At 51.3% G+C, this 24,639-nt stretch carries 21 protein-coding genes; 12 read left to right on the top strand and 9 right to left on the bottom strand.

Annotation, left to right across the window (positions count from 1 at the left end; translation table 11 throughout):
• The first annotated feature begins 9 nt into the window (after positions 1 to 9).
• From AC50Y5_RS13570 to AC50Y5_RS13560, 3 genes are all read left to right on the top strand, one after another.
• Complete coding sequence (locus tag AC50Y5_RS13570) at positions 10 to 1,518, top strand: response regulator (protein WP_494861296.1); 1,509 nt, start codon at positions 10 to 12, stop codon at positions 1,516 to 1,518.
• A 97-nt stretch (positions 1,519 to 1,615) separates the two neighbouring features.
• The gene (locus tag AC50Y5_RS13565; RefSeq protein ID WP_056036377.1) at positions 1,616 to 2,563 is read left to right on the top strand and encodes a helix-turn-helix transcriptional regulator; all 948 of its coding nucleotides are present in this window, start codon (positions 1,616 to 1,618) and stop codon (positions 2,561 to 2,563) included.
• 77 nt (positions 2,564 to 2,640) lie between these two features.
• Positions 2,641 to 3,207 (top strand): DinB family protein, encoded by a 567-nt coding sequence (locus tag AC50Y5_RS13560; RefSeq protein WP_056037032.1) that lies wholly within the window; start codon positions 2,641 to 2,643, stop codon positions 3,205 to 3,207.
• Positions 3,208 to 3,210: 3 nt separating this feature from the next.
• Here AC50Y5_RS13560 and AC50Y5_RS13555 read toward each other — a convergent pair whose 3' ends face one another.
• Both AC50Y5_RS13555 and AC50Y5_RS13550 read right to left on the bottom strand, forming a co-directional pair.
• Positions 3,211 to 4,785 (bottom strand): diguanylate cyclase domain-containing protein, encoded by a 1,575-nt coding sequence (locus AC50Y5_RS13555; RefSeq protein ID WP_494861293.1) that lies wholly within the window; start codon positions 4,783 to 4,785, stop codon positions 3,211 to 3,213.
• Between the two features lie 216 nt (positions 4,786 to 5,001).
• The gene (locus AC50Y5_RS13550) at positions 5,002 to 5,829 is read right to left on the bottom strand and encodes an aldo/keto reductase (protein WP_494861291.1); all 828 of its coding nucleotides are present in this window, start codon (positions 5,827 to 5,829) and stop codon (positions 5,002 to 5,004) included.
• 278 nt (positions 5,830 to 6,107) lie between these two features.
• On the opposite strand from AC50Y5_RS13550, the gene rlmN reads away from it, so the two are divergent.
• The 6 genes from rlmN to speD all read left to right on the top strand — a co-directional run bounded on the left by rlmN (position 6,108) and on the right by speD (position 11,445).
• Positions 6,108 to 7,199 carry a dual-specificity RNA methyltransferase RlmN gene (rlmN, locus tag AC50Y5_RS13545; RefSeq protein ID WP_494861289.1) on the top strand — a complete coding sequence of 364 codons (1,092 nt, stop codon included), beginning with the start codon at positions 6,108 to 6,110 and terminating at the stop codon, positions 7,197 to 7,199.
• Between the two features lie 265 nt (positions 7,200 to 7,464).
• Positions 7,465 to 7,947, top strand: a complete 483-nt coding sequence (gene greA, locus AC50Y5_RS13540; RefSeq protein WP_494861287.1) for a transcription elongation factor GreA — start codon at positions 7,465 to 7,467, stop codon at positions 7,945 to 7,947.
• Between the two features lie 41 nt (positions 7,948 to 7,988).
• Positions 7,989 to 8,264 carry a hypothetical protein gene (locus AC50Y5_RS13535; RefSeq protein ID WP_056036385.1) on the top strand — a complete coding sequence of 92 codons (276 nt, stop codon included), beginning with the start codon at positions 7,989 to 7,991 and terminating at the stop codon, positions 8,262 to 8,264.
• Between the two features lie 270 nt (positions 8,265 to 8,534).
• Entirely contained in the window at positions 8,535 to 10,085 is a 1,551-nt protein-coding gene (locus AC50Y5_RS13530) for a GNAT family N-acetyltransferase (protein ID WP_494861285.1), read from the top strand.
• A 14-nt stretch (positions 10,086 to 10,099) separates the two neighbouring features.
• A complete protein-coding gene (locus AC50Y5_RS13525) occupies positions 10,100 to 10,984 on the top strand; it encodes a carbon-nitrogen hydrolase family protein (RefSeq protein ID WP_494861283.1) in 885 nt (294 codons plus the stop codon).
• 2 nt (positions 10,985 to 10,986) lie between these two features.
• Entirely contained in the window at positions 10,987 to 11,445 is a 459-nt protein-coding gene (gene speD / locus AC50Y5_RS13520) for an adenosylmethionine decarboxylase (RefSeq protein WP_494861281.1), read from the top strand.
• Positions 11,446 to 11,885: 440 nt separating this feature from the next.
• Here speD and AC50Y5_RS13515 read toward each other — a convergent pair whose 3' ends face one another.
• A complete protein-coding gene (locus AC50Y5_RS13515; RefSeq protein ID WP_494861279.1) occupies positions 11,886 to 13,874 on the bottom strand; it encodes a DUF2157 domain-containing protein in 1,989 nt (662 codons plus the stop codon).
• Positions 13,875 to 14,050: 176 nt separating this feature from the next.
• On the opposite strand from AC50Y5_RS13515, the gene AC50Y5_RS13510 reads away from it, so the two are divergent.
• Positions 14,051 to 14,629, top strand: a complete 579-nt coding sequence (locus tag AC50Y5_RS13510) for a prolipoprotein diacylglyceryl transferase (protein WP_056036392.1) — start codon at positions 14,051 to 14,053, stop codon at positions 14,627 to 14,629.
• A gap of 121 nt (positions 14,630 to 14,750) precedes the next feature.
• A complete protein-coding gene (locus tag AC50Y5_RS13505) occupies positions 14,751 to 16,472 on the top strand; it encodes a family 10 glycosylhydrolase (protein ID WP_494861277.1) in 1,722 nt (573 codons plus the stop codon).
• Positions 16,473 to 16,605: 133 nt separating this feature from the next.
• Here the strand turns inward: AC50Y5_RS13505 and AC50Y5_RS13500 are convergent, their stop codons facing one another.
• Positions 16,606 to 17,121 carry a nucleoside 2-deoxyribosyltransferase gene (locus AC50Y5_RS13500; RefSeq protein ID WP_056036396.1) on the bottom strand — a complete coding sequence of 172 codons (516 nt, stop codon included), beginning with the start codon at positions 17,119 to 17,121 and terminating at the stop codon, positions 16,606 to 16,608.
• 498 nt (positions 17,122 to 17,619) lie between these two features.
• On the opposite strand from AC50Y5_RS13500, the gene rsgA reads away from it, so the two are divergent.
• Positions 17,620 to 18,813 carry a ribosome small subunit-dependent GTPase A gene (gene rsgA / locus AC50Y5_RS13495; RefSeq protein WP_494861545.1) on the top strand — a complete coding sequence of 398 codons (1,194 nt, stop codon included), beginning with the start codon at positions 17,620 to 17,622 and terminating at the stop codon, positions 18,811 to 18,813.
• 128 nt (positions 18,814 to 18,941) lie between these two features.
• On the opposite strand, the gene AC50Y5_RS13490 is transcribed toward rsgA, so the two are convergent.
• From AC50Y5_RS13490 to AC50Y5_RS13470, 5 genes are all read right to left on the bottom strand, one after another.
• Positions 18,942 to 20,480 carry a hypothetical protein gene (locus tag AC50Y5_RS13490; protein WP_494861275.1) on the bottom strand — a complete coding sequence of 513 codons (1,539 nt, stop codon included), beginning with the start codon at positions 20,478 to 20,480 and terminating at the stop codon, positions 18,942 to 18,944.
• Positions 20,481 to 20,637: 157 nt separating this feature from the next.
• Positions 20,638 to 21,318 (bottom strand): ABC transporter ATP-binding protein, encoded by a 681-nt coding sequence (locus AC50Y5_RS13485; protein ID WP_056036399.1) that lies wholly within the window; start codon positions 21,316 to 21,318, stop codon positions 20,638 to 20,640.
• On the bottom strand, positions 21,315 to 22,439 hold the full coding sequence (locus AC50Y5_RS13480) for an ABC transporter permease (RefSeq protein ID WP_494861272.1): 1,125 nt from the start codon (positions 22,437 to 22,439) through the stop codon (positions 21,315 to 21,317). The genes AC50Y5_RS13485 and AC50Y5_RS13480 overlap by 4 nt, the downstream gene beginning before the upstream one ends.
• 98 nt (positions 22,440 to 22,537) lie before the next feature.
• On the bottom strand, positions 22,538 to 23,965 hold the full coding sequence (locus AC50Y5_RS13475) for a sensor histidine kinase (RefSeq protein WP_494861270.1): 1,428 nt from the start codon (positions 23,963 to 23,965) through the stop codon (positions 22,538 to 22,540).
• On the bottom strand, positions 23,962 to 24,639 hold the full coding sequence (locus AC50Y5_RS13470; protein ID WP_494861268.1) for a response regulator transcription factor: 678 nt from the start codon (positions 24,637 to 24,639) through the stop codon (positions 23,962 to 23,964). Before AC50Y5_RS13470 ends, AC50Y5_RS13475 begins: the two co-directional genes overlap by 4 nt.

The following is a 24,639-nucleotide window of genomic DNA, read 5'->3' as shown; positions in this document are numbered from 1 at the left end:
GGATAAGCGATGTACCAGGCTTTAATTGCAGAAGACAGCAAGCCGATCCTTCGCAATATTAAAGCGCTGCTGCAAGCAACCGAGCTGCCCATTCATATTGCCGCAACAGCGGCGAATGGCGAGGAAGCGCTGGCAGCTATGCGGCAGCATCGCATCGACATATTGCTTACGGACATTCGGATGCCGAAAATGGATGGGCTGGCGCTTATCGAGCAGGCGAAGCTGCTTCATCCGCAGCTCAAGGTTGTGCTGATCAGCGGCTACAACGATTTTGAATATACGCGCAAAGCGCTGAATTTGCAGGTGTTCGACTACTTGCTCAAGCCTGTTGAGCGCCATCAGCTGCAAGAGGTTATGGAGCGGATCATTGTCCAACTGAAAGAGCAGCAATCGGGGGAGGCCGGGAGCTTCAAAGATATCGTTGATCCCGATTTTCATGCAGAGCTTAGGCTGGGGCCGGAATTTCGGGAACAGACGAAAGCGCCTTTTCTCATCCATAAGCAGCCCTTCTCGCCGAATAAGGAGCAATGGAAGCTGAGCGTGCTGCAAGCCGGTTTGACGGAGGTTTTTGCTCCGCACGGCTGTTGGGTTTTTCCAACGCAGCAGCCCTATCAGTTTTTTGTCCTCGTTAATCTTTCGGTAAAGGATAAATACCCTTCCGCTTATGAATGCATGGAGGCGGCGCGCAGCGGCTTGCTGAAGGAAGGCTTATATGCCTCGCTATGCGGCCAGCTGCAAGCAATCCCAGACGGCCGCTTGGCGGAGTTTTATCAGCAAATGTCGCGGCTTATGAAGGAACAGCTATCTATCACGGGCCCGCTGCTGCTGGATAAAGGCTATTCGGCGCTGCCGCTTGGCGCTGATTCTGCGATGACGGAGCTGCTCTCGAACAGCTTCGTGGACATGATTCGCCAGCGCCAGAAGGAGCGCTTCGCCTTAAAGCTGGCAGAGCAGCTGCAAAAGTGGCAGAGCAGCAACGTTCGGCTGGCTGAGCTGGAGCGCTTTCTGGTGCTGCTGACCGAGGCTTTCGGCAGCTCCCTCTCTGAGCAGGACCCGTGGAATAGGCTCAAGCTGACGGAACAGGCGAATAAGCTGCTGGAGTTGGACAGCTTTGCACACTTTACCGAGCAGCTGCTGCTCTGGACCGAGCAATGCTTTGAGCTGCTGCAAAATCAAAATCGCAAAAGCGGCTCCGAGCTGTTTCAGCAAATTGACGAGTACGTGCAGATGAACATGTATTCGCATGTGTCCATTGCCGATCTTGCGCAGCGATTTCATGTCAGTCCCTCCTATATCAGCCGAATTATGAAGAAATATGCGGAGAAAACCTTCGTCCACTACTACTTGAATTTGAAAATCAAGGAGGCGTGCCGGCTGCTGGAAACGAAGCCGGAGATGAAAATTAAAGAGCTGTCCGATGTGCTATCGTTCAGCGACCAGCACTATTTTTCCAAAGTGTTCAAGGAATATGCAGGATGCAGCCCGACGGAGTATAAAGAGCAGCTCAAGAGCTTATAAAGAGCTTTTAATAGACTTGTAAAGAGCGTATAAAATCGGCAACTGGTTTCGTCCAATATGAAAATAGGAGGGTCTACGATGAGGACAAGCTGGCTTTATGAATAAAACAGAGCGATTGTTAGCGATTTTACTGGAGCTCCAGCGTAAAGGCATGATGCGCGCCGAGGATTTGGCTGCGGTATTTGAGACGAGCGTTCGCACGATTTATCGAGATATGCAGGCGCTCAGTGAATCCGGTGTCCCGATTATCGGAGAGCCGGGTGTCGGCTATTCGCTCATGGAGGGTTATTTTCTGCCGCCTATTAGCTTTACCGTGGAGGAAGCCGTGACCTTATTGATTGGTACGGTTTTTGTCGAGCAGCAGTTCGATGAGGGATATACGTCGAAGGCGAGAGTCGCTCGCGGGAAGATCGAGGCTATATTGCCGGAGCGTGTCCGTGAGGAAGCGGACCGCACCAGTGCAGCCATCAAGCTGCTGGCACCCTATGATCCGCTTGCGGGCGGATTGGATAAACAGAAAATCAATCTTTTGCGCACCGCAATACTAGAACAGCGTAAAATACGTCTCCATTATAAGAAAATATATGCTGATGAGGACGGAACCCGGCATAGCACTCGGACAGTCTCGCCATATGGACTCGTGCTTTCGCAGGGCAATTGGCTGCTGCTGGCCCATTGCGAGCTAAGGGCATCGCTGCGCCATTTCCGCTTGTCGCGCATGGAGCAGCTTGCTTTGCTGGATGAGCGCTTCAGACGGCCACAGGACTTTGATCTGCATGCTTATGTACCCGAAAATGACCGCAAGCTGCCTGTGCGTATACGGGTAAATCCCTCTATAGCGGATAAAGTGAAGGAACAAAATAACTTTTATATGGAATCATTTGAGGAGAACGAGGACGGCTTGTACGTGAATTTTCTTGTTCGTGTGCAGGAGGAGCTGCTGCATTGGATACTTGGCTGGGGTTCAGGCGTCGTTGTGCTGGAGCCGGAATCACTGCGCCATCAGGTTCGGGAGGAAGCTGCTAAAATCTTGGAAAGCTACTGAAAAAGCTACTGACATACTGATGTCAGTAGCTTTTTCTTATACTGGGGCTATCTTACTTAAAGGGGCTGTGCAAATTGATAAATACGCTGCAATCTTTGAAGCAATTTGAACCATTGAAGGAGCAATATGAACGGGAGCTGGACTTGTTCACGCTCGAACAGCTGCAGAAAAAGCCGGCTGAAGCTGAATGGTCGATCGGTCAAGTTTATGTCCATCTAATCAACAGTGCGCTATACATGCAGCTTAGTTCTGCTGAGCAATGCTTGAGCGGGGAGTCGCCAGCTTCCGATAGCCCTGGTGATTCAACTAGTGAAATGAAGGAAATAAAGGAAATGAAGGAAAGGAAAAACGCCATTTATGCCGAAGGCAGCTTGCCGCCAATTCGCGTTCACGTTGATCCTTTTCCGGGATATACACCCATTCAGCCTAGCAGCAAAGAAGAGCTGATCCAAGGAATGGCAGAGGTGCTTCACCGCATGAAGGAGCTGGAGCCAGCGGTTGCACAGGCACCTGAGCATCAGACGGTTCCGCATCCGGGTTTTGGCGAGATGAACGCTAAGGAATGGTTCTTGCTCGTAGAAATGCATTTCCGCCATCATCTGCGCCAGCTGGAGCGCTTGAAGCCCTTCGTTGCTTCGATTTAACAGCTAAAGAGTCGACTGCGACTGCGGGAGCTGGTCCATATTGTGCTTCCGCAGCTTGCGTTCGCGCTTAAGCTTGTACATTGCTTTATCTGCACGGTTCAGCAAGGAATCCCCATCTAGTCCGTCCTGCGGATAAATACTGATCCCCATACTGAGCTTCGCGAACAACTGCTCATTGCCATAGCTCAGCGCTCGGCTTGCAAAACGTTCCTCTATTTCAGGAATAATCTCGTGGACGCAATCGGTGGCAGGGAGCGGGCTGATAAATAGGACGAATTCGTCGCCTCCCAGCCTAGCTGCCATGCCTTGACCACCGACACTTTCTTTAATGAGCCCAGCCGTATGCCGCAGCAAAGCATCGCCTGCATCATGCCCGAAGCGGTCATTCGTTTCTTTAAATTCATCCAGGTCAATCAGCACGACAGCGAGCTGATGCTCCTTCCGCGCAGCTTCCGCAATAGCTGCCGCCAGCCTTTCATAGAAGAAGCGGCGGTTTGGCAATTCGGTCAGCGCATCATGGTAGGCGAGAAAGGCAATCTGCTCCTGATGCTCCTTGATCAGCGTAATATTGCGGAAAATAAGAATGACATGCGGTTCATTATCTACCGTTATATAATCCCCATCAATCAGCACCGTGAGTTCTCTTTCTCCATTATGAATTTTCGTCTCCAGCTCTTTAATTTCCAGCTGGCTTCTGAGCCGTTTTTTCAGCTCGGCACTAGCTAGCGCATCCAGTCCAGTATGCTCCAGCTGCAAATGGTCAAACAGCTGCTTTGCACTTGGATTGGCTTCCTTAATGTTACCGGAGCTCTCAACGAGCAAAATCGCGGCTGGATTTAAATTGAATAGTCGCTCATATCGCTGTTTATTGCAATTGAGAAACTCAAACCTCTGCATAGCGAGTCGCAGCATAAAGCACCAGACAAGACCGCCGTATAAATAAGAGTAAGGGGGCAGTGTATTTTCGAATTGGAAATAGCCAAAGAAACCAACCCAAAGCATCGTAATAATGGTGCCGGCAATCATAAGCCGATAAATAGGCTCACGTTCGCGATCCTGAGAAGCTCTAACCCGGGCTTGACCAAGCAATAGAAAAACCAGATAGACAATGGCAATCAGAATGCTGCCCGTCATGGCGGCGAAATAAGGGAAATTGTATACGGGATATTTCCAAATGCCAACTTGAACGAAATCTTGGGAGGAAATGTATTTTTGGCTACTAAAAATGTTGAAGGGAATAATCAGCAGTGGGATGTAGAAAATATAGGGATAAATCCAACGCGGAAGCCGCTTGTCCATGCCGGAAAATTTGGAGATGAAATGTACGCCAATTCCAGGTATGGCGATGCCAACGTTAGAAAACCACAACGCTGTAAGAGCTGGGCTGTATTCAATGGGAAGCAGAAACCGAACATACTCCTCCATAAACAAAATAAAATAACAAGCGATAATAAGGCTGACGAGCTGATGCTCGATCTTCTTCGGGTTGCGGTACAGCACATCCAGACCCATATAGAAAAATAAAAGCATCGGGAGCAAGTAAGCACCCAGTGAAACTAATACTTCCGACAGACTCAAGGCCTCTCTGCCCCTTCCGGATTCATCTGATCTGCATGCGCTGCAAACATCTAACCTCATTTTAGACAGTTCGTCGCTATTTGTCGATTTGAAATATATTTTCGTTTTCATTGGAAAATAGGGGCAGCAAAAAAGGAGGGGACTATTCCCCTCCTTAATGGCCCAAAGGCAGCTCGCACCGCCTCGCGCGGTCATCTATACCATTTTTTAAGTAGATTAGAAATTGAAGTTGTCTGGATCTGAACCTACGCGCACATTTTGATTCAAGCCGTCGATTTGTGCCATTTCTTCTGCGGAAAGCTCGAAGTCGAAGATGGCGGCATTTTCGATAATCCGATTTTCTTTAATCGATTTAGGGATGGTGATGATGCCATTTTGCAAATCCCAACGCAAAATGACTTGAGCCGTCGATTTGCCATGCTTGTCCGGCTCATCGAGCAATTTTCCCTGCATGAGCGGTGACCAAGCTTCAATAACGATACCGTGCTCGCTTGCGAAGCTTCTGATCTCTTGCTGCGTCAGGCGGGGGTGAAGCTCAATCTGATTGACCATCGGCACAATTTCCGCGCCATCCAGCACATCTTGCAGATGATGGACATGGAAGTTGCTGACGCCGATTGCTTTCACGCGGCCTTCTTTATACAAGGTTTCGAGCGCACGCCAAGCTTCCTTATATCTGCCCGGCTTAGGCCAGTGGATTAAATAAAGGTCCAAATACGCTAGTCCAAGCTTTGCAAGGCTAGTCTCATATGCGGCAATTGCCGTCTCATAGCCAAGATCGGAATTCCATACTTTGGAAGTAATGAATAGTTCCTCACGGGCAACCCCGTACTGTTCCATCGCTTCTTTGATTGCTTGGCCCACGCCTTCCTCGTTCTGATATACGGCTGCGGTATCGATGCTGCGGTAGCCATTTTTGATCGCGGCTTTAACCGAACTGACGACTTCCTCGCCGTCTTCTACTTTAAATACGCCAAGTCCGAACCAAGGCATTTTGACGCCGTTATGAAGCGTGACCGTATCCTGCAAATGTTGTGCTGTCATGAATGAACTCTCCTCCTGAAAAATAAAATGTATACTTGAGCCGCAATGTCATTTGCAGCGTTTAGCTCGTTGCTGGCTGACAACTGTAATTATGCACCCTTACACCCGAAATAAACAGTACGTACTTTAAAGTACCCATATTACTATAAAGTAATCTTTACCTACGGCCGCCACGGAGCCATTTTCTCCATGCCCCTTGTGTTCGGGTAGTATTTTTGGGACAATAATGATAAAGAAGAACGGATCGGTCGTTCAATGCAGTGGAAAGAGGAACAATCATGATGAAACCATCCATTTATGGATTAACCTTTGAGCAGCTAACCGCCTGGCTGCTGGAGTTTGGACATAAGAAGTTCCGCACGACACAGGTGTGGGAATATTTGTACCGGAAACGGGTTACGTCCTTCGAGGAAATGACGGATGTGAATCCGGAATGCTTGAAGGTGCTCGAAGAGCATTTTGCTATCCAGACGCTGGCAGAGCACACGCTTCAGGAGTCGGCTGATGGAACGCGCAAATTCCTGTTCAAGCTCAGCGACGGCAATCTGATCGAGACGGTGCTGATGCGGCATAAGTTTGGCTTATCCGTCTGTGTGACGACGCAGGTAGGCTGCAACATCGGCTGCAGCTTCTGTGCGAGCGGACTGCTGGCGAAGAGCCGCGACCTGACGAGCGGAGAAATCGTTGAGCAGGTGATGAAGGCGCAGCTGTATCTGGATAAGGAGCAGCAGGGCGACCGCGTCAGCCATCTGGTCGTAATGGGCATTGGCGAACCGTTCGACAACTATACGAATTTGGTCGATTTTCTGCAAGTGATCAAGGATCATAAGGGGCTGGCGATTGGCCCGCGGCATATTACCGTGTCGACAAGCGGTTTGACGAAGAAGATTATGGATTTCGCCGACAACGATCTTGGCGTTAATCTGGCGATTTCGCTGCATGCGCCGAATAATGAGCTGCGCACGCGCATTATGAAGATCAATCGCGCATTGCCGATTGAGAAGCTGATGGAAGCGATCGATTATTATTTGGCGAAGACGAAGCGGAGAATTACGCTCGAATATATTTTGCTCAAGGATATGAATGATCAGGTGGAGCATGCGCTTGAATTGGTCGAGCTGATTGCAGATAGAGGGTCACTTGTGAATGTAAACCTCATTCCGTACAATCCAGTCGATGAGCATAGCCAATATCAGCGCAGCGAGCCGGAGTCGATCCGGGCGTTCTATGATACGATTAAGAAAAATGGCCTTAGCTGCAGCGTGCGTCTGGAGCATGGCACGGATATTGACGCAGCCTGCGGACAGCTTCGCAGCAAGCAGATCAAGGCGTCCAAGGATCAAGTGCCGCAGGAAAGCGCGGCGAGATAGAGCATAGCAGGCATATAGGCATATAACAGCAAGGCATACGGGCATTTCCGACTGCTTTTTTACAGGCGGCAGGAAGTGCTTTTTCTAAAATATAAGCATTTATTAGTTTCACACTTATTCTAGGCTTATATTTCTCGGACTGAAACGCACCGCACCACCAAAGGCTGGCGACAGCCGGAACCAGCGATAAATGAAAGGCAGTCTTCGCAACTTGACGCAAATTAGGTTAGAATGAACAATAGAATGCTGGACAGGAGCTGTTAAGATGTCGAAAGATAGAGAAGAAATTATATTAACGCAAGAGGGGCTTGCCCAGTTGGAAGCGGAGCTTGACGATCTCAAATATGTGAAGCGCAAGGAGCTCGCAGCCCGGATCAAGCTGGCCATCAGCTACGGCGATTTGAAGGAAAACAGCGAATACCATTCAGCTAAAAACGACCAGTCTTTCATGGAAACCCGGATTATTATTTTGGAAAAAATGCTTAAGAAGGCACGCGTCATTGATGTGGGAGCATTGGATACGAGCCGGGTCAACATTGGCTTCACCGTGATTTTGAACGATGTGGAGTTCGCGGAAAAGCTGGAATACAAAATCGTCGGCACAGAAGAGGCTGACGTTGCAAGCAATAAAATATCCTACGAAAGCCCGCTCGGCAAAGAGCTGATGGGCAAAGAAGTAGGCAGCATTATTAGCGTGAACGCGCCAATGGGCATCATTAAATACGAGCTGCTCGAAATTAAGGCGTAACGCACCAACTTATTCGTGGTCAAATAGAGGAGAAATGGACAATGGCTAGAAAAAAAATCGTTCATACGACGGTAGAAGACAAGCTGAATCATAAACTAACGGTGCTGCTCAAGGAATGGGCGGGACAGAGCGGCTTTTTTGGCTACAAGGATATGGATTTCGAGCAGGTGCTGGCTTTGGTGAACACAGCTGGCTGGAAGACGGAGCTGGATCATTCCGATCCGGCGATTCGTTCCGTACGCATGGTCAAAGAGGATACAGTCAGAAAAGCGAAGTTTATTGTGGATGACAAAGGTCGCGTTATTAAAATCGACTAAGGCGCAAAGCGGCCGGACTGGAATCGACTGCCTAGCCTTCCATTACACCATACCGAGTTGCCGTGGCGAAAGCCCGGCGCGCAGAAAGCGTTCCCTTGTGGGGAAAGCAGCCTGTGCGTCGGGCTTTTTCTCATTTCACGGCCGATATTGAAACCAAGCTCCATATTTTCGAAAAAAACGGCAATGCTAATATTACGAAGTTTACAAAGCATTTACCGTACTCTAATACAGCTATAAACTTTCAAACGTATACTAAGGACAAATAATGAAATGAGGCGTTCTATGACAGCCGATCCGATTGCTCAATTTGAGAAGAAGATGATCATCCGCAATATAGAAACGGCAGATATCGACCAGATTATTGCTCTGCAGCTCATTTGCTTTCCTAATATGGCCCCATGGAAAAAAGTTCAGCTTGAAAGCCATCTTCGCATTTTTCCAGAAGGGCAAATTTGCGTGGAGCTGGATGGCGAAATTATTGGCTCCTGCTCCAGCCTCATCGTCAACTTTGATGACTATTTGGAGCAGCATACGTATTCGGAAATTACGGATAAAGGCTTTATCCGCAACCATAACGCGCGTGGCGAGAGCCTGTATGGGATGGAGGTTATGGTGCACCCCGAGTACCGGAGGATGAAAATCGGCAGACGGCTGTATGAAGCGCGCAAGCGGCTGGCCGAGAAGCTTAATTTAAAAAGCATTATCGTCGGGGGGCGTATTCCCGGCTATCACAAATACAGCGACAAGCTGACGCCGCGGGAATATGCGGAGGAAGTGCTGCAGCAGAACATTTATGATTCGGTGCTGACGTTCCAAATGATGAACGGCTTTACGCTCAAGCGGATTTTGACGAACTATTTGCCCGATGATGACGATTCGATGAGCTATGCCTCCTTGCTGGAATGGAACAATATCGACTACAAGCCGAGCAGCAGCAAAATCCATTATAAGCTCTCGTTTCCGGTGCGCATTTGCGTCGTGCAATATATGATGAAAAAAATCGACTCCTTCGAGGAGTTTGCGACACAGTGCGAGCATTACGTCGATGTAGCGGCCGATTACAAATCAGATTTTGTCGTGTTTCCTGAAAATGTGACGATGCAGCTGCTCTCTTTCCTCGATGATCGGTCGCCCAGCCTTGCGGTGCGCAAGCTGACGACATTCACAGCGGAATACGTGGAGCTGTTTACGGAGCTTGCCGTTAAATACAATGTAAATATTATCGGCGGCTCGCATTTTGTGGAGCGAAATAATCGCATATACAATGTGGGGCATTTATTCCGCCGCGATGGGACGATCGAGCAGCAGTACAAGCTGCATATTTCGCCAAATGAGCGCAAATGGTGGGGCATTAACGGCGGAGACCGGCTGGAGGTATTCGATACCGACTGCGGCAAAATTTCCATTCAGCTGAGCAGCGATATTGAATATCCCGAGCTGTCGCGCGCAGTGGCGGAAGCCGGTGCGCAGATGATTTTTATCCCTTTCTGTGCGGAGGATCGCCAGACTTTCCTGCGGGTTAAATATTGCGCGCAGGCGCGGGCGATCGAAAATCAGGTGTTTACAGTCACCTCGGGAACGGTCGGCAATTTGACGCATGTGGACAATGTCGATATTCAATATGCGCAGTCTGGTGTATATACGCCAGCTGATTCCTCATTCCCGCGCGACGGCATTGCCGGAGAGTGCAGTGAAAATACAGAGACGATTATCATGGTCGAAGTCGACATGGAAATTTTGCAGCGCTACCGCAAGTCCAAGGATGTGCTGACGTTCCGCGATCGCAGGACGGATATCTATTCCTTGCAAATTCATTCGTAGCATAGGAGGCGCTTATGAGGCCATTTTTGGTTGCAGCTGTGCAATATAGCTTGACGGGCATTACGGCCGAGGAAGCATTTTGGCAAAAAATCACGGCTACCATCCAAGAGGCCGCAGGACGGGGCGCGGATCTTATCGTGTTTCCCGAATACATGACCGCACATTTGCTGGGCTTTACGGAGGAAATGGATCATGAGGCAGCCTGCCGTTACTTAGACAGCTATACCGAGGATTATATGGCCTTGATGCAAAAAAACAGCCGCGAGCAGGGCTTGATGATTTTGGGCGGCACCCATATTTGCAAGGAAGACGGGAAGTTTTACAATAAAGCCTTCCTGTTCTTCCCGGATGGACGGATAGAGACGCAAAGCAAGCTGCATCTCACGCCTGAGGAGCAGACACGCTGGCCGCTGGCGGCAGGGAACAGCCTCAATATTGTGGAAACAAGCTGGGGCAAGCTGGCGATGCTGACCTGCTACGATATCGAGTTTCCCGAGCTGGCTAGGCTTGCTGCCGATCAAGGCGCGGAGCTGCTGTTATGTCCGTCTTATACGGACACCTCCTTCGGCTATTACAGGGTGCGCCTTTGCGCGCAGGCGCGGGCGATTGAAAACCAGCTGTTCGTTGTGCTCAGCGGTATCGTTGGGGAGCTGGGCGAGGATCGTCCGCAGGTCGACCGCGGCTATTGCCAGGCGGGGCTGTTCACGCCCTGCGATGTTCCTTTTGCCGAGGATGGCATATTGGAGACGGGCGAGCTGAATCAGGACATGTTCGTGATGGCCGAGTTGGATTTTTCCATGCTGCGCACAAACCGGGAGCAGGGTATGGTCGCTCCTTTTTATGACAGACGTCCTGACCTTTATAAACACCAAGAAAATAGGCTGCTGAGGGAGTGCTGAAGATGGAATATTCAACGTATGGCCGCCATGTCGCAATGGACGCTTGGGGCATTGCATTCGAGCATTTGAACGCCGCTGATCTTTTGAGTCAGCAGATGGTACAAGCAGCAGAGGCGAGTGGCGCGACGATTTTATCCGTACAAGCGGAGCAGTTCGAGCCGCAGGGGGCGACAGTGCTCGTCATGCTGTCGGAAAGCCATATGTCGATCCATACGTATCCCGAGAAGGGCTTTGCTGCGCTTGACTGCTACACCTGTGGCGATACCGTCGATCCTCATGTTGCGATTCAGGCGATGCTCGTGTTTCTTCAACCAGAGGAAACAGCGGAGGTGAAAATAACGAGGGGCATGGGCGAGCTCGTTATTAACCGTTTCCCGCTTGCGAATCGCGTGGAGTGCGACGCATCCATGCCAGCTTCAGTCCTTGGGAGCCAGCAAGAGGAAGGAAAAATGAAGCCGTAGCCGAGCGGAGTCGCGGTACCAGTGTGCCACGAATGCGAATCCGAATGCGAATGCGAATCTGAATACGAATCCGAATGATTCTGCCGTATTCCCGCTGCTGGCGGACACCAGAGCCGTTATTTTCGGGAAAATAACGATTTTGGGATTTTCACGGACACCAATGACCTTATTTTGTTGTTTTCCTCTTCTTTATACGCCGTTTCGGTGAAATAACTGATTTGTAGTCCTCTCAAGCAGATTTTGTTCCACTTTTCTTCAAATAGTGGATCTCGTGTCCGATAGAATGAACAAGCGCCGGGTGTTCCGCCCTGTCTCCAGATAACCACGATCGCGTGGCAAATAAAGAAATAGCGCCAAGCCGGCAGGCTTGGCGCTATTTGTAATGCACATAGGCATAGAATTAAACTGCTTGCTGGAATTGCTAGCCGATGCGGCTATGATCAGCCAGCGTTGCTATCACTAGACCGTGCGGCGGAAATAGTGGCGGTGCCAACCGCATCGTTGGCCGGAGCGGCAAGGGCTGTCGCATGGTTATTAGCGCTAGGTATCCGCTCATTGGCAGCTGTCTCATAGCCGATGAAGCCTAGCTGTAGCAGCACGACTATGGCGATGAGCCAAACCCTTTTTCCAATGAAAAATCCGGGTTTATCGCTTCCCTCATAGTGGCCCCCGCTCTTCAACAGGCGGCTTGCGAACCAATAGGACAGTCCGAGTGCGACAATGCCAAGCAGCGCAAGCGTGACCGATTTGTTCAGCAGCGTCCACAAATAATCGTAATATTTGATTGTGAGAAAGAGGAGCCAGAAGAAGAAGCTTCCCGCTGTTTCCAGCGTTTGCTCACGCTTGATGAACAGGAATACTGCAGCCGTCAGCAGAATGAAGGCCAACACATTAAACAGCGCTACTGAATAAGCAAATACCGGGTCCAGCGATGTCATCCATAAGAGAAAAATATAGCTGAACAGCAGGCTGCCCTCCCTCATATGGGCGCGCCGCTCGCCACTCAAACCAGCGAATGAGCTGCCGTATACCACTGCATTTAGCACGGTCAAGGAAATGATGATGATCGAATAAGCATCGTGCATGTTTTGGAATAGCTGATAAAGCACAATCGCAGCGGCAATATTCATCAGCATATAGGTGATCAAATGCTGCATCCGTCCTTGGAGGCGAAGCCAGCTGATGACGGCAATAGCCAAGAAAATGACGCTCAGCGGCGCTTTCCCGATCCAGGCGATGGATACGAGCCCCATGGCGAAGCCAACCGTAAACACCGTGTAGCGAACGACCGCATTTACGCGTGGCAGCAATAGCATCGGTACGATGAACAGCAGCGATAAGGCATAAAGGGCATATTGCGTCTTCAGCGGCCCGTTCTCATCCGTTAGCAGCACGACAAGGCCAATAACAGAAATGCTGCCGATGATGATGCCCACAATCGTAATGACTGTTGAGACGATGCTGCCCAGCAGATGGTGGTCAGTGGTCTTTTCTGCTGTAGTATTCACGGACTGCTGAGCAGCTTCCGAAGCAGACTCTTTAACCCCCTCTGTCGTTCTCTCGGCAGTGGTTTTATTGCCTAACTTGTTCATATAGCGGAAAAACAGCACGTTTGCCGTAAGCAGCACGATAACGAACAAGATGCCTAGCACGAAACGGAAGACGGACTCGGTCTCCAACGAGAAACGAATGAATTTTGCCACCGTATAAGCGGATGCAGCTAGTGCGGTAAGAGTCAGCATCGTTTTATCAAGCCGTATTCGCATGAAGTAATAGAAGCAGGTCGCAATGACGGCGATATCCAAAACATTCATGAAGAGCGATAGGCCGGCATGGTCAAAGGCGCCAGCGAGGTTGAGCAGCGAAATATGCAGCATTACAAAGCTTGCCAGACGAACGATTTCAGAAGCAAGCCGCTTTGTCTGTGCCAGCAGGAACAGAGCTAGATTGAACGCCACATAAGTGGAATCGGCCAGCAGGGTGTTCATCTCTACATTAGGCGTAAACAAACGATAATCGAATAAAAAATACAGCGTGAAATGCGCCAGTATATAAGTCAGCACATATAGCGGCTTGTATCGCGTTATCCAAGCGAGCAGCAGGCTCGGCAGAGTTGAAATGAGACAAATGACGTAAGGAGGCTGATGCAGATTATATATTTGGTCAGCAAGCGCTGCGGCTGCTCCAAAGGCGATGCAGCCTGCGATGAGGAGGATGCCGCTTAGAAAAGCGGACAAGCCAAGCGGAAGCTTGCTCCGGGAGAAGCCGAAAGACAGCACATAGAAAAATAAAACGAATCCGCCGGAGGTCAGCATTTTGTGAGAGCTGCTGAGTCCGCTCCAATTCGCAGCGAATAAATAGAAAATAGCCGCAAGCAGCAATGCAATGCCCATCAGGAAGCCCATTCTTATCATGTTTATACGCAGCATAGCGTTCACTTGCCTTTCTCTGGAAGTATACGCCTCATTATATTCTCCTATTTGCCAGCGAACTAGTACTCACTTTTTATAGTACCGAATCGCCTAACAGCAGCTCGAAACTATTTTCCTGATTTTGGCGTTTAGATCATAGGAGTAGATGGAATGAGAGAAGGGGTTGGTTTCTAATGGTTCTGAAAATAGTGCAGGCAGCAGCTGTTTGTATTCTGCTGCTCACAGGCTGCTCCGCAGCCGAGAATGCGCCGCAGTCCGATACAGCGGCATCCGCCAACACGGCATCACCTGAAGCTGAAGCGACGCAAGTGCCGGAAGCTGGTTCGGCGCTGGAGCCAGAGTCTTCCGCGGGTTCAAGCCCGAGTGAAACGGCTGATGCATCCGCCAACACGCTCGCCGATTTTGAACCGGGGATGGACATTGATTGGGAAGCGGCTCAATCCGAGCTGAAGGAGCAAGGGATGGCGGAAGCGCTGCACGCGAATTTGGAGGCGCTGCTGAAGCAGGATCAGAAGGCATTTAACAGCACCTTTCTTGATCAGGCGCATGCGGAGCCGTTTCAGTTTTATTTGAGCTATTACCAATATTATTTTACGGGAATCGGAGATGTCACTTACTTTGACTCTGGCAATATCAATGTAGTTGTAAAGGTCAATTTATGGTCGGAGGCAGGTTTCGAAGAGAACAGCGCAATGACCTACACCTTCCAAAAAAACAAAGAAGGCGGCTACAAAATCGCCGTTATCGATTAAGCGGTCTATACCGTCGGCTTGCTTTTTTACCGTAAAACGCAACTTCATCTTAGTAGGAAGCGTCTATATTTTCAGCATATCAGAGGAAAAAATGACTAAAAAATCTGGAGGTTTTAAGGAAATGAGATTCAAACGGGCGCTTCTGCTCCTCTTATTATTTATATTGATGATCCCGGCAGGCGTAGCGCCAGCTTCTGTACAAGCTGCGGCAGCGCCGACGATTCAAATTGTACTGGATGGCAAAGTGGTAAGCAGCGATGTCCCGCCGTATTTGCGGGAGGATTTGAACGTAACGATGGTGCCGCTGCGCGTCATTAGCGAAAGTCTGGGCGCACAGGTGAGATGGTCGCAGGCGGCTAAGCAAGTAACGATTAGTCAGGATGATACGATTATTACGATGGTTTCGGGGCAAAATAGCGCATTCGTGAACGGCAGCGTCATTACGCTCGATGCGACGGTTCAGACCGTGAGCGGCCGTGTCATGGTACCGCTTCGTTTTGTCAGCAATCAGCTGGGCGTTGCTGTGAGATGGGATAATGAAGCCAAGGTCGTTAATTTGTACAAGGATACCGTTAGTCCGGTACCAAGCACGCCAGCGAGCCCGGCCGCAACGCCTGCTCCAACACCCTCGGCTACCGCGAAGCCGAGTCCAACGGCGACTCCGATACCAACTTCTACACCGGCCCCAACTCCTGCTGCTACAACAGAGCCGATGCCGCCGGTAGTCGTACCGACTCCCGCTGCGGGCACCGAGCTAAGAGGAGTTTGGGTATCGACGATCTACAATTTGGACTTTCCTTCAACGGCTTCCTATGGAAAACAGGCTGTGCAAGAGAAGGAATTTAAAGCATTGCTCGATGATGTGCAGGCGATGGGGATGAATGCCGTATTCGTACAGGTTCGTCCATCGGCTGATGCGCTTTACCCATCATCGCTTGTCCCTTGGTCGAAGGTGCTTACGGGCAAGCAAGGAGTAGCGCCTACCTACGATCCGCTGCAATTTATGCTGGATGAGACGCATCGCCGCGGCATGACGTTCCATGCCTGGTTCAATCCATTCCGGGCAAATACGGATACAGATACGAGCAAGCTCGCTTCCAATCATGTAGCGGTGGAGCATCCCGACTGGGTGCTGACCTCCGGCTCGCAGCTGCTCATTAATCCGGGCGTTCCGGCCGCACGCCAGCATGTGATTGATGTCATTATGGAAGTTGTGAACAATTACGATATCGATGGCGTGCATTTGGACGATTATTTTTATCCGTCCAACATTACGCTGAGCGATGATGCCACATTCAAGGCCTATAACAGCAAGAAGCTGGCGACCAAGGCGGAATGGAGACGCAGCAACATTGATGAATTCGTAAGGCAGCTCGACGAGTCGATTCATAGCGTCAGGCCGACGGTTGATTTTGGCATCAGCCCATTCGGTGTATGGCGCAACAAATCGCAGGATGCGAACGGCTCCGATACGAATGCTGGAGTCACTGCCTACGACAGCATGTCGGCTGATGTGCGCAAATGGGTCAAGCAGGGCTGGATCGATTATGTCGCTCCTCAAGTGTATTGGAGCATGTCCCTCTCCGCAGCGCGTTACGATAAAGTGGTAGATTGGTGGGCAGCCCAAGTGGCGAACACGGGTGTCGATCTTTATATCGGCCATGCCGCCTACAAGCTGGGAACGAAAGAAACAGGGTGGCAAACCTCGGAGGAACTGATCAAGCAGCTGAAATACAATACGAAGCATCCTGAGGTGAAGGGCGATATTTATTTCAGTGCCAAAGACCTGCGCAAAAACCCGCTCGGCATAATTGAAGCTTTGAAAAGCTACTACGGGAAGTAAGATCGAACAGCGTCCAAACGCACTTCTATATTTATAAAATAAAGCCAAAACAGCCGCTGCCCCCTTTTTAAGGAAGGGAACAGCGGCTGTTTTTTATTAGCCTCCAAGCAGCAGCGTGCCTGAGCCGTTTGATTTACAAAAGGTCCTGACGTGCCTGCTTCAACGCATCCTCAAGCCCGCCTTCAACAATCGTAAGCGGGACGGACAGCATGAGGTTGGTTGGCAGCTCGAAGTTTTCTACCTGCATGCCATCCTGATACAGTCCGGTTTGCGAATTGATGCCCGGCAGCAGCTTCTCTGCCTGTGTGCGCTTATCGCTGACGAAGCCGTACAGCTTCTTATTCATCGCGTAGCCAAGCCCGCACTCAAATACAGTGCCGGAATCCGGCTCATGCCCGCGAAAAGGGTTCAAGTTGGCGATGATGACATCGGCCTTCTGCACAAGCTTGACGTTGCCAGCGAATATCGCCTGCGCCGTCTCCCATTTTGTCGGTGAAGGCTTAATATCTTTATCCAGTGGGAAAATGCCTTCAAAGCCGTATGCTTCGCACAGCTCCTTCATTTGCTTGCCCAGCTCCACAGCATCGGTGCGGAACACCTCAAAGCCCGCCATGTATACTTTTAGTTTCCCAGTTGTCGTCTCGTCCATTCCCATTCTCCTTCGTGCCTAAGGCACGTTTTTAAGCTTTATTCTACTACGTCTCTAATTAAAGTAGCAATAAAAAGGCAGCTGCCCGGCTTGACTGGCTGGTCATCCAAGTCTATACTGGAACTAATTTGAAGAAGGAGGCTGATGTTATATGAGCACAATGAGCAGAGGATTGGTTGTTATGGCGTCGGTCTCTACGGACTTAAGCTAAGAAGACGGATAGAGCATTAGGCTTATGCTGGGCAAGGCGCAGCAGGGCTGCTTTTGAAGCTTTTTTGTGTCCGCAGGAGACCAGGTTGGTGTCTTGCGGACTTTTTTTCATGCGAAAGGGGCTCTGGCCGCCGAAAGGTGGAGACAGACAGCCCTTTGCGCTTGTGCATACGGATGCTGCTCCCCAGCATCGCTGTGCGAGAAAAAGACCGCAGGATCATGCTGTGGTCTTTTTTTGTTGTACCTAAATAAATAATCATTCGACAAACGGAGGAATACGATTTGACATTGAAACCAGAAAATCAAGAAATCAAGCAACAACCGGATACACAGAAACAAAAAACGCTGCTGCAAGCCTATGGCTGGAATGAGCATTGGGAAGCGGAGCTGCAGCGTGCAAGAGCAGGAGCAGGAGCAGGAGCAGGAGCAGGAGCAGGAGCAGGAGGTGTACCGCTGGTGGCGGCGCGTGTAGTAGCGCAGTTTTCGCATCAGTACCGAATTGTGACGGAGGCAGGCGAGCAGGCGGCCGTTGTCACCGGAAAGTTCGAGTTTGAAGCGGTCAATCGCGGTGATTTTCCAGCGGTAGGCGATTGGGTGCTGGTGCAGCCGCTTCCCGGTGAAGCGAGGGCCGTTATTCATGCGCTGCTGCCTCGCCGCTCAGCGATGGTGCGCAAGGAGGCGGGACAGCGGGTCGATGTGCAGGTGATCAGCGCCAATCTGGATTATGTTTTTATAACGAACGCCTTGAATCAGGATTTTAATTTGCGGAAAATAGAGCGTTACTTGCTCGCTGTCTGGGAAAGCGGGGCGAGGCCGGTTGTGCTGTTGACCAAGGCCGATCTTTGCGATGACCCGGATCATTATGCTGCACTGGTGGAGGGGGTAGCTCCCGGCGTTCCCGTCCATGCCGTGAGTGCTTTTGAAAATCAGGGGCGGGAGGCGCTATCCGAGTACTTGCTCCCCGGGCAGACGATTGCGATAACCGGCTCATCCGGTGTTGGCAAATCAACGCTGCTTAACTGGCTGGCAGATGCAGAGAAGCAGCGCGTCCAGGACATTCGCGAAAGCGACGCCAGAGGACGTCATACGACGACGCACCGCGAAATGTTTGTGACGCCGAGCGGCGCGATTATCGTTGACACGCCAGGTATGCGGGAGCTGCAATTATGGGAGTCGGATGAGGGGATGGATACTACCTTTTCCGATATTGGAGAGCTGGCTGCCAGCTGTCGTTTTCAAGATTGCCGTCATGAAAGGGAGGAGGGCTGTGCGGTCAAGCAGGCGATTGCAGATGGAACGCTGGAGCAGCGCCGCTTCGCCAACTTCAAGAAGATGGAGAAGGAGCTCGCTCATATGGCACGTAAAGAGGAATCGGTGAACAGGCGCACGAAAAAACAGGCTGAGAAGCGCGTGTCTGCCAAATCGCGAGTGGGGAGACGGGCGGCTTCGACCTATGAGGGCGATATAGGCGATGATGAATAAATAACTCAACAGCGACTAGAAATATGCTGAATACAGGCTCTGAAAATGCGAATAATGAAAAACCGCCTGCTCCCCGGAATTCTGGAGGCAGGCGGTTTTTCGCGTCCAGCATACGCTGGATCTGCGATTTAAAAATCCCGCTCAGCGTCAAAAATGTCGATCAGCTTGTCCAAATCCACCTCGATGCCGGATTCGGCGAGGTTCACCTTCGCATTTTTCAACAGATCGTGCAGCACCTCGTATATTTCCTCGCGCTCTATCGTTTCAATGAAGCCGCTGCGGCTGTCCATTTTATTGAGCGTAGCTGTAAAATCCGTCACGAGCGCCGCCAGAGCAGCGTGCACTTCCGCGGCATTCATGCCGGCAGCGGCTTGCTTCTCCAGCGTCCCAAGCTCGCCCAGCATTTTTTTATAGAGATTCATCGCTTTTTTGGCGTTGGTGCTCGTAATATGCTCGCGGCCGTCCCAGTCGCGAAACGGATTGGTCAAATTTTCAGCCATCCATTCGGGCTTGCGGGGCTTGGTGACGGATAGATCAAGACCATTGGCAGCCGCTTTTTTGTAGCGGGCTTTGATCGTCTTGGCGGCATCAGCCGGAAGACTGTCCAGCCATAGCATGCTGAGCTGCGGCAGCGTATCTGGCAGCGGAAACTCCTCGCCGGTGAAGCCGAATAGATCATAGGTTGTAAAGGTGTGCAGGCCTATCAGCTTGACGATTTTGCCCATGTTGGCAGCGTACCCTGGCGCTCCCCAAATCCGCAGCTCGTGCAAATGAGGAAACTGCCCGGCGAGCTCGGCCAAATCGATGTCCGCCACTCCGCGAATATTCAGTGCCCCTAACTGGCTCAGTCCGTAATGGCTTGTCGCTTGTTTATCCACCATGAGCAGAAGCTCCTTGCCATCATGCTCCGCGTAAATACGCAGCTTCTCGGAAACGGTGCCGACCAAGGAAAGCTGGCTCAGCCCTTTAGGAAGCGTTAGCGATTCTACATCATCAGCCTTTAAAATAAGGCGGTTTAAGCTCGTGCCTGTGAAATCCAGCTCTGTAGCGCGGGGATCGTCCAAGCTCAGCTCAGTTATAAACGGTGTGTCTCGCAAATAGTCGATCAGTTCCGGCTTATACGGGTGCGAGGTATGAATCGCAGTTAAGCAGGGCAGCTTATGCAGCTCTGACCAATCCCCCAGCTGCTCCAGCGCTCCTTGGCGTATCGTGCTTGTTGACAGCTTTGCCGGAAATCCGGCAATGTCCACCTGTTCGTCGGAGCCCGCTGCTGCTTTAAAACGGGCGCGAAGCTCAGCTGGAATCGCCTCCCACTGGAGCTGGCGATATAAGCTGCCTCCCGTCCTCCAGCTGGCATAGCTATTGCATTCCGCTTCAATAAGCGGAGGAATATTGCCGACCAAGCGATAATGCTTGGGCACATTGGCATCCACAAAGCTGTAATCCCAGCGGTCGTTCCAAAAATAATAATTGCATACGAGTGGCTTTATATGCTGAAGCTCGTCCTCGGTCGGCAGCTGGTCGCTGTGCCAATCCAGTTCCAGGACGGCGGCCAAAACTTTGTGACGGCTCGAAGCTTGCTCTTTTATCTTAATAACCTGACAGGCGGCATATTGCTGAAGCCGCTCTTCATATACAACATAAATATCTCCAATCTTGGCGATCATCTTATCATCCTTTCGGTACGAAGCACAGCTATAAGAAAATTATACCAAAAAGGATAGGAGCAGCCGTCCGCCGGAGGGGCTGTTCTTGGGCAGGGCGGTTAGGGCTGTGGGCTTAAATCCAGCTCATACAGCGGTCATATGGTCATTATGCCACAGCTTAAGCGGTGACTAATACGCCATTTTTCAAATGTAAAATGCGGTCACATAAATGCAGTACACGCTCATCATGGGTAACCATAACGGCGGCTTTTCCATGTGTTTTCACCTCACGGGCGAGCATCGCCACAACATCTTGTCCACGGCTCGCATCCAGGCTCGCCGTCGGCTCATCGGCAAATAAAATAGCCGGGTCATTCATCCAGGCACGCGCAATGGCAACACGCTGTTTTTCTCCGCCAGAGAGCTGATTCGGATAGGCTGACCGCCGATGCAGCAATCCCAGACGCTCCAGCAGTATCGCTGATCGTACCTGAGCCCCTCGTTTATCCCTATCAGCCAGCTTGGCGACGAGCATAAGCTGCTCCTCCACCTTCAAATATGGAAGCAAATTAGCGCTTTGAAAAATAAAACCGATGTTATGCAGCCGCAGCTTGCTGAGCTGCTGCCCGTTTTTGCCGGCAAGCGATTCGCCGTCGATGAGCACCTCGCCGCTTGTCGGCGTCAGAAGCGCCCCTGCGATGGATAGAAAGGTGCTTTTGCCTGAGCCGGAAGGCCCCATAACCGCGACGAGCTCTCCCGCCTTTACTTCAAGCGATAGCTTATCCAGCACGGTCAGCTCGGTATCGCCATCATGATAAACCCGTGTAATTTCATTCAGCATAAGCTTTGTCGTTGTCATCCTGCAGCCCTCCCTATCGCATCAAGCGCATCGGTTCGCGTCACTTGAAGGACTGAAACAAGCGAGCCAAGCAGCGACATGGCGATAAACAGCAGGCAAGTATAGCCGATTGTCACTGGCGATAGCTGAAATGGCATGGAAGCAGGCAGCGCCGCCTGCATGACCGCGACCAGCATGCAGCTTACGGCTAAGCTTGCGACAGCGAGGACAAGTGCTTGAGCCACAACGCTGCGGGCTAAATAGATGGTTTTGGTGCCAATTGCTTTAAGGATGCCGAATTGGCCTGTCTTCTGAATGGTAATGACGTAGAAGAAGACGGCAAGCACGAAAGCGGAAATGACGAACAGGAAGCCGATCATCATCATTAGCGAGCCTTGCTCTTCCTTGTAGCCGGGAATGCTGGCTACCGCTTGTTTATTCGTAATCATTTCCGTACCTTCAAGCTGCTGTGAAAGCAGCTCCGCTTCTGCATCCGTTGCTTGAATGGCGATGGCGTTGAAGGGAGCGGCAAATGAGGGATCAGCCGCAGCCCGGCCTGCCATTTGCTGCTTCAGCTGCTGCCAGTCGCGCAGGTTCATAAATACGGCAGGCGTATGGCTGAACGACTGATTTTCCGTAAAGCCGCTAACAGTCCACGTGAGTCCCGTCGTTTGGTCATGCAGCAAGCTGCCGACGGTAATGCCTTCCTCCGCCAGCTTGCGGTCTACGACAACTTCCCCGGCTCCCGTGTTTGTGACGGCTGAGCCGGAGACGACCGTCGGAGCGAGCCAGCTGCCCATGTCCACACCAAATAACGTAATGTCTGTTTTCATCCCGTCTGTTCCGCCGGTTACCGTCGTCATCTGCACGCCAAGCCGCTGGGCATTCACGTCGCCAACGACCGAACGGGCGGTGTTAAGCTCCTTCTCCCCAACGATGGAGCGGGCGAAGCGCTGGCTCGCGTCCTGCTGCATAAGGAAATGGGTAGCAGGCATATTTTCAACCGCAGAGGCATTCGCATAAGCGAGCCCGCCCGCAAGTCCGGTTACGAACAGGACCAGAAAGGAAACGAGCAGCATAATCGCCATAATGAGCAAATAACGGGTTTTGGCAAAACGCATTTCTCTAAGAGCCAAATACATTCTCATCCCTCCTACTTGTGATGCCACAAGTGTAGAAAGTGAAAATGAACGGCGTATGAACGGCAAATTACAAATGAGGATAACCATAAAACGATAAGTTAGGGTTGGGGAAGTGTCACGGTGAAGGTCGTGCCTAGACCGGGCTCGCTTGCAGCCTCAATCGTCCCGTTATGCAGGTGGACGATCTTTTGGGTAATGGCGAGCCCTAGCCCAGAGCCGCCCGAGTCGACCGAGTCATCTGGACGGTCGTGTGGGCCAGAGTCTCCACCGATCCCTCGTTCTCTGGCCCGATCGGCGCGGTAGAAGCGATCGAACAAAAACGGCAGCTGCTCCTTGCTGATGCCATCTCCCGTGTCGGTGACCCGAATGACACAGCATCCTCGCTCAAGCTTGGCTTCAATCTCAATCGCCCTTCCTGCCGGCGTGTATTTTACAGCATTGGACAGCAGATTCATCCACACCTGATTAAGCAGCATTTCATCGCCATCGAGCATGAGAGAGCTGGGGACAGCGATCTTGAGCGCAAGCTCCTTCTCCGTCAGCTGCCACTCCATCACTTGCGCAACCTGTCGCAGCTGAGTACGCAGAATGAAGGGCTTGCGCTGAAGCACATCCGCTGCCTGGTCCAGCGAGGAGAGCAGCAGCAGCTCCTTGGTGAGTGCCGCAAGGCGGCGGCTTTCCTCGCCAATGATAGCGGCGTAATGGGTGCGTTCCCCAGCTGGCACATCCTTCTCCGCCAAAGCTTGGGCAAAGCCTTGTATGGAGGTAAGCGGCGACTGGATTTCGTGCGAGACGTTGGCGACGAACTCCTGCCGCGCTTGCTCTACCCGCTCCAGCTCCTGGCTCATGGTTGTAAAATGGGCGGCGAGCTGCCCGATTTCATCCCGCCGATTCGTATTTAGGGACAAGGCATAGTGTCCTTGGGCAATTCGCTTCGTTGCTTCCGTCAGCCTCGTGACGGGCTTGACCAAATAGCGGGTGCTGAGCAGGAAGCAGAGCAGGCTGAAGGCGACGGTCAGCAGTCCGATCATCGCGAAGAAGCTGCGCAGCTCGCCAAATTGCAAAATGACATCCGGGCGTATGAACAGGGCGTACTGCTTGCCGTCCAATTGCAGCGGAACGCCAACCGTATTGCTGAGCGTGTTATCGAAAAAGCCCGTAATGAAAGGCTGATTGGGAAACTCTGCGATGCCGTGGTATTGCCCGCCGGCAAGTACGCTGCTCAGCACGTCATCCGCCAGCTCTTTTTCACGAAAGGCACGCCCGAAAAAAAGCTCCTCTTCCTGACCGTCCGCCAGCAATATCTCATAGCCGAGCTCGGCTGCATTGGCAAAGTAAGCGGTGGCCAGCTCCGGCTGGGCTTCAGCGAACTGCTGCATTTGCAGGGCGATGCTCGTCAGCTTGGCATCGTTATAGGGCTTGAGCTTGTTATGATAATAAAGATTGGAGACCAGAAACCCGAGCAGGCTGCTGCCAATAATCGCCGCCATTGCCACTAGAAATACTCTGGAGTATAGCGACTTCATGGCGCTGCCGCCTCGATCTTATAACCGATGCCCCGCACGGTCGTAATGCGAAAATCTTGATCATGAGCGGCAAAACGCTGCCGCAGCCGTTTTATATGCACATCCACCGTCCGTTCATCCCCTTCATAATCCGCCGCCCATACGAGCCGTATAAGCTCCTCGCGGGAAAACAGCCGTCCTGGGTATTCGGCAAGCTGCGCCAGCAGCTCAAACTCCTTAAGCGGCAGCAGCAGCATCGCATCGCCATCGGCAATCTCGTAGTTTCTACGGTCAATGGTGAGGCGGCCGAGCTGGATTTTGTCACTGGAGGAAATGGAATAACGGCGAAACAGCGCCTTGATGCGAAACAGCAGCTCCTCTGGTTCAAACGGCTTGGTGACATAATCGTCAGTGCCGCGCAAATAACCCTGCTCCTTATCGGTCAGCTGTTCCCGCGCCGTCAGCAAAATAATAGGAATATCATAATTCGTCCGAATGTACCCGCACAGCTCTAGTCCATCCATCCGCGGCATCATGACATCTAGTATCGCAAGATCTACCGAATGCTCCTTTAGCTTATGCAAAGCATCCTCTCCCTCTTTTGCCTCAACGACGCGATAGCCTTCTTTCGTCATAAAGTGCCTCAGCAGCGTGCGAATATGGGGATCGTCGTCGACTACAAGCAGCGTTTTCAT

The sequence above is a fragment of the Paenibacillus sp. JT22N7 genome, assembly GCF_059383875.1.
This window is presented reverse-complemented; position numbering and strand designations above follow the sequence as displayed.

Bases quoted from the DNA above. Each gene is read 5' to 3' on its own strand.
- AC50Y5_RS13570 (WP_494861296.1), top strand. From the start codon at position 10: ATGTACCAGGCTTTAATTGCAGAAGACAGCAAGCCGATCCTTCGCAAT.
- AC50Y5_RS13565 (WP_056036377.1), top strand. From the start codon at position 1,616: ATGAATAAAACAGAGCGATTGTTAGCGATTTTACTGGAGCTCCAGCGT.
- AC50Y5_RS13550 (WP_494861291.1), bottom strand. From the start codon at position 5,829: ATGACAGCACAACATTTGCAGGATACGGTCACGCTTCATAACGGCGTC.
- rlmN (WP_494861289.1), top strand. From the start codon at position 6,108: ATGATGAAACCATCCATTTATGGATTAACCTTTGAGCAGCTAACCGCC.
- greA (WP_494861287.1), top strand. From the start codon at position 7,465: ATGTCGAAAGATAGAGAAGAAATTATATTAACGCAAGAGGGGCTTGCC.
- AC50Y5_RS13535 (WP_056036385.1), top strand. From the start codon at position 7,989: ATGGCTAGAAAAAAAATCGTTCATACGACGGTAGAAGACAAGCTGAAT.
- AC50Y5_RS13530 (WP_494861285.1), top strand. From the start codon at position 8,535: ATGAGGCGTTCTATGACAGCCGATCCGATTGCTCAATTTGAGAAGAAG.
- AC50Y5_RS13525 (WP_494861283.1), top strand. From the start codon at position 10,100: ATGAGGCCATTTTTGGTTGCAGCTGTGCAATATAGCTTGACGGGCATT.
- speD (WP_494861281.1), top strand. From the start codon at position 10,987: ATGGAATATTCAACGTATGGCCGCCATGTCGCAATGGACGCTTGGGGC.
- AC50Y5_RS13515 (WP_494861279.1), bottom strand. From the start codon at position 13,874: ATGCTGCGTATAAACATGATAAGAATGGGCTTCCTGATGGGCATTGCA.
- AC50Y5_RS13510 (WP_056036392.1), top strand. From the start codon at position 14,051: ATGGTTCTGAAAATAGTGCAGGCAGCAGCTGTTTGTATTCTGCTGCTC.
- AC50Y5_RS13505 (WP_494861277.1), top strand. From the start codon at position 14,751: ATGAGATTCAAACGGGCGCTTCTGCTCCTCTTATTATTTATATTGATG.
- AC50Y5_RS13500 (WP_056036396.1), bottom strand. From the start codon at position 17,121: ATGGACGAGACGACAACTGGGAAACTAAAAGTATACATGGCGGGCTTT.
- AC50Y5_RS13490 (WP_494861275.1), bottom strand. From the start codon at position 20,480: ATGATCGCCAAGATTGGAGATATTTATGTTGTATATGAAGAGCGGCTT.
- AC50Y5_RS13485 (WP_056036399.1), bottom strand. From the start codon at position 21,318: ATGACAACGACAAAGCTTATGCTGAATGAAATTACACGGGTTTATCAT.
- AC50Y5_RS13480 (WP_494861272.1), bottom strand. From the start codon at position 22,439: ATGTATTTGGCTCTTAGAGAAATGCGTTTTGCCAAAACCCGTTATTTG.
- AC50Y5_RS13475 (WP_494861270.1), bottom strand. From the start codon at position 23,965: ATGAAGTCGCTATACTCCAGAGTATTTCTAGTGGCAATGGCGGCGATT.
- AC50Y5_RS13470 (WP_494861268.1), bottom strand. From the start codon at position 24,639: ATGAAAACGCTGCTTGTAGTCGACGACGATCCCCATATTCGCACGCTG.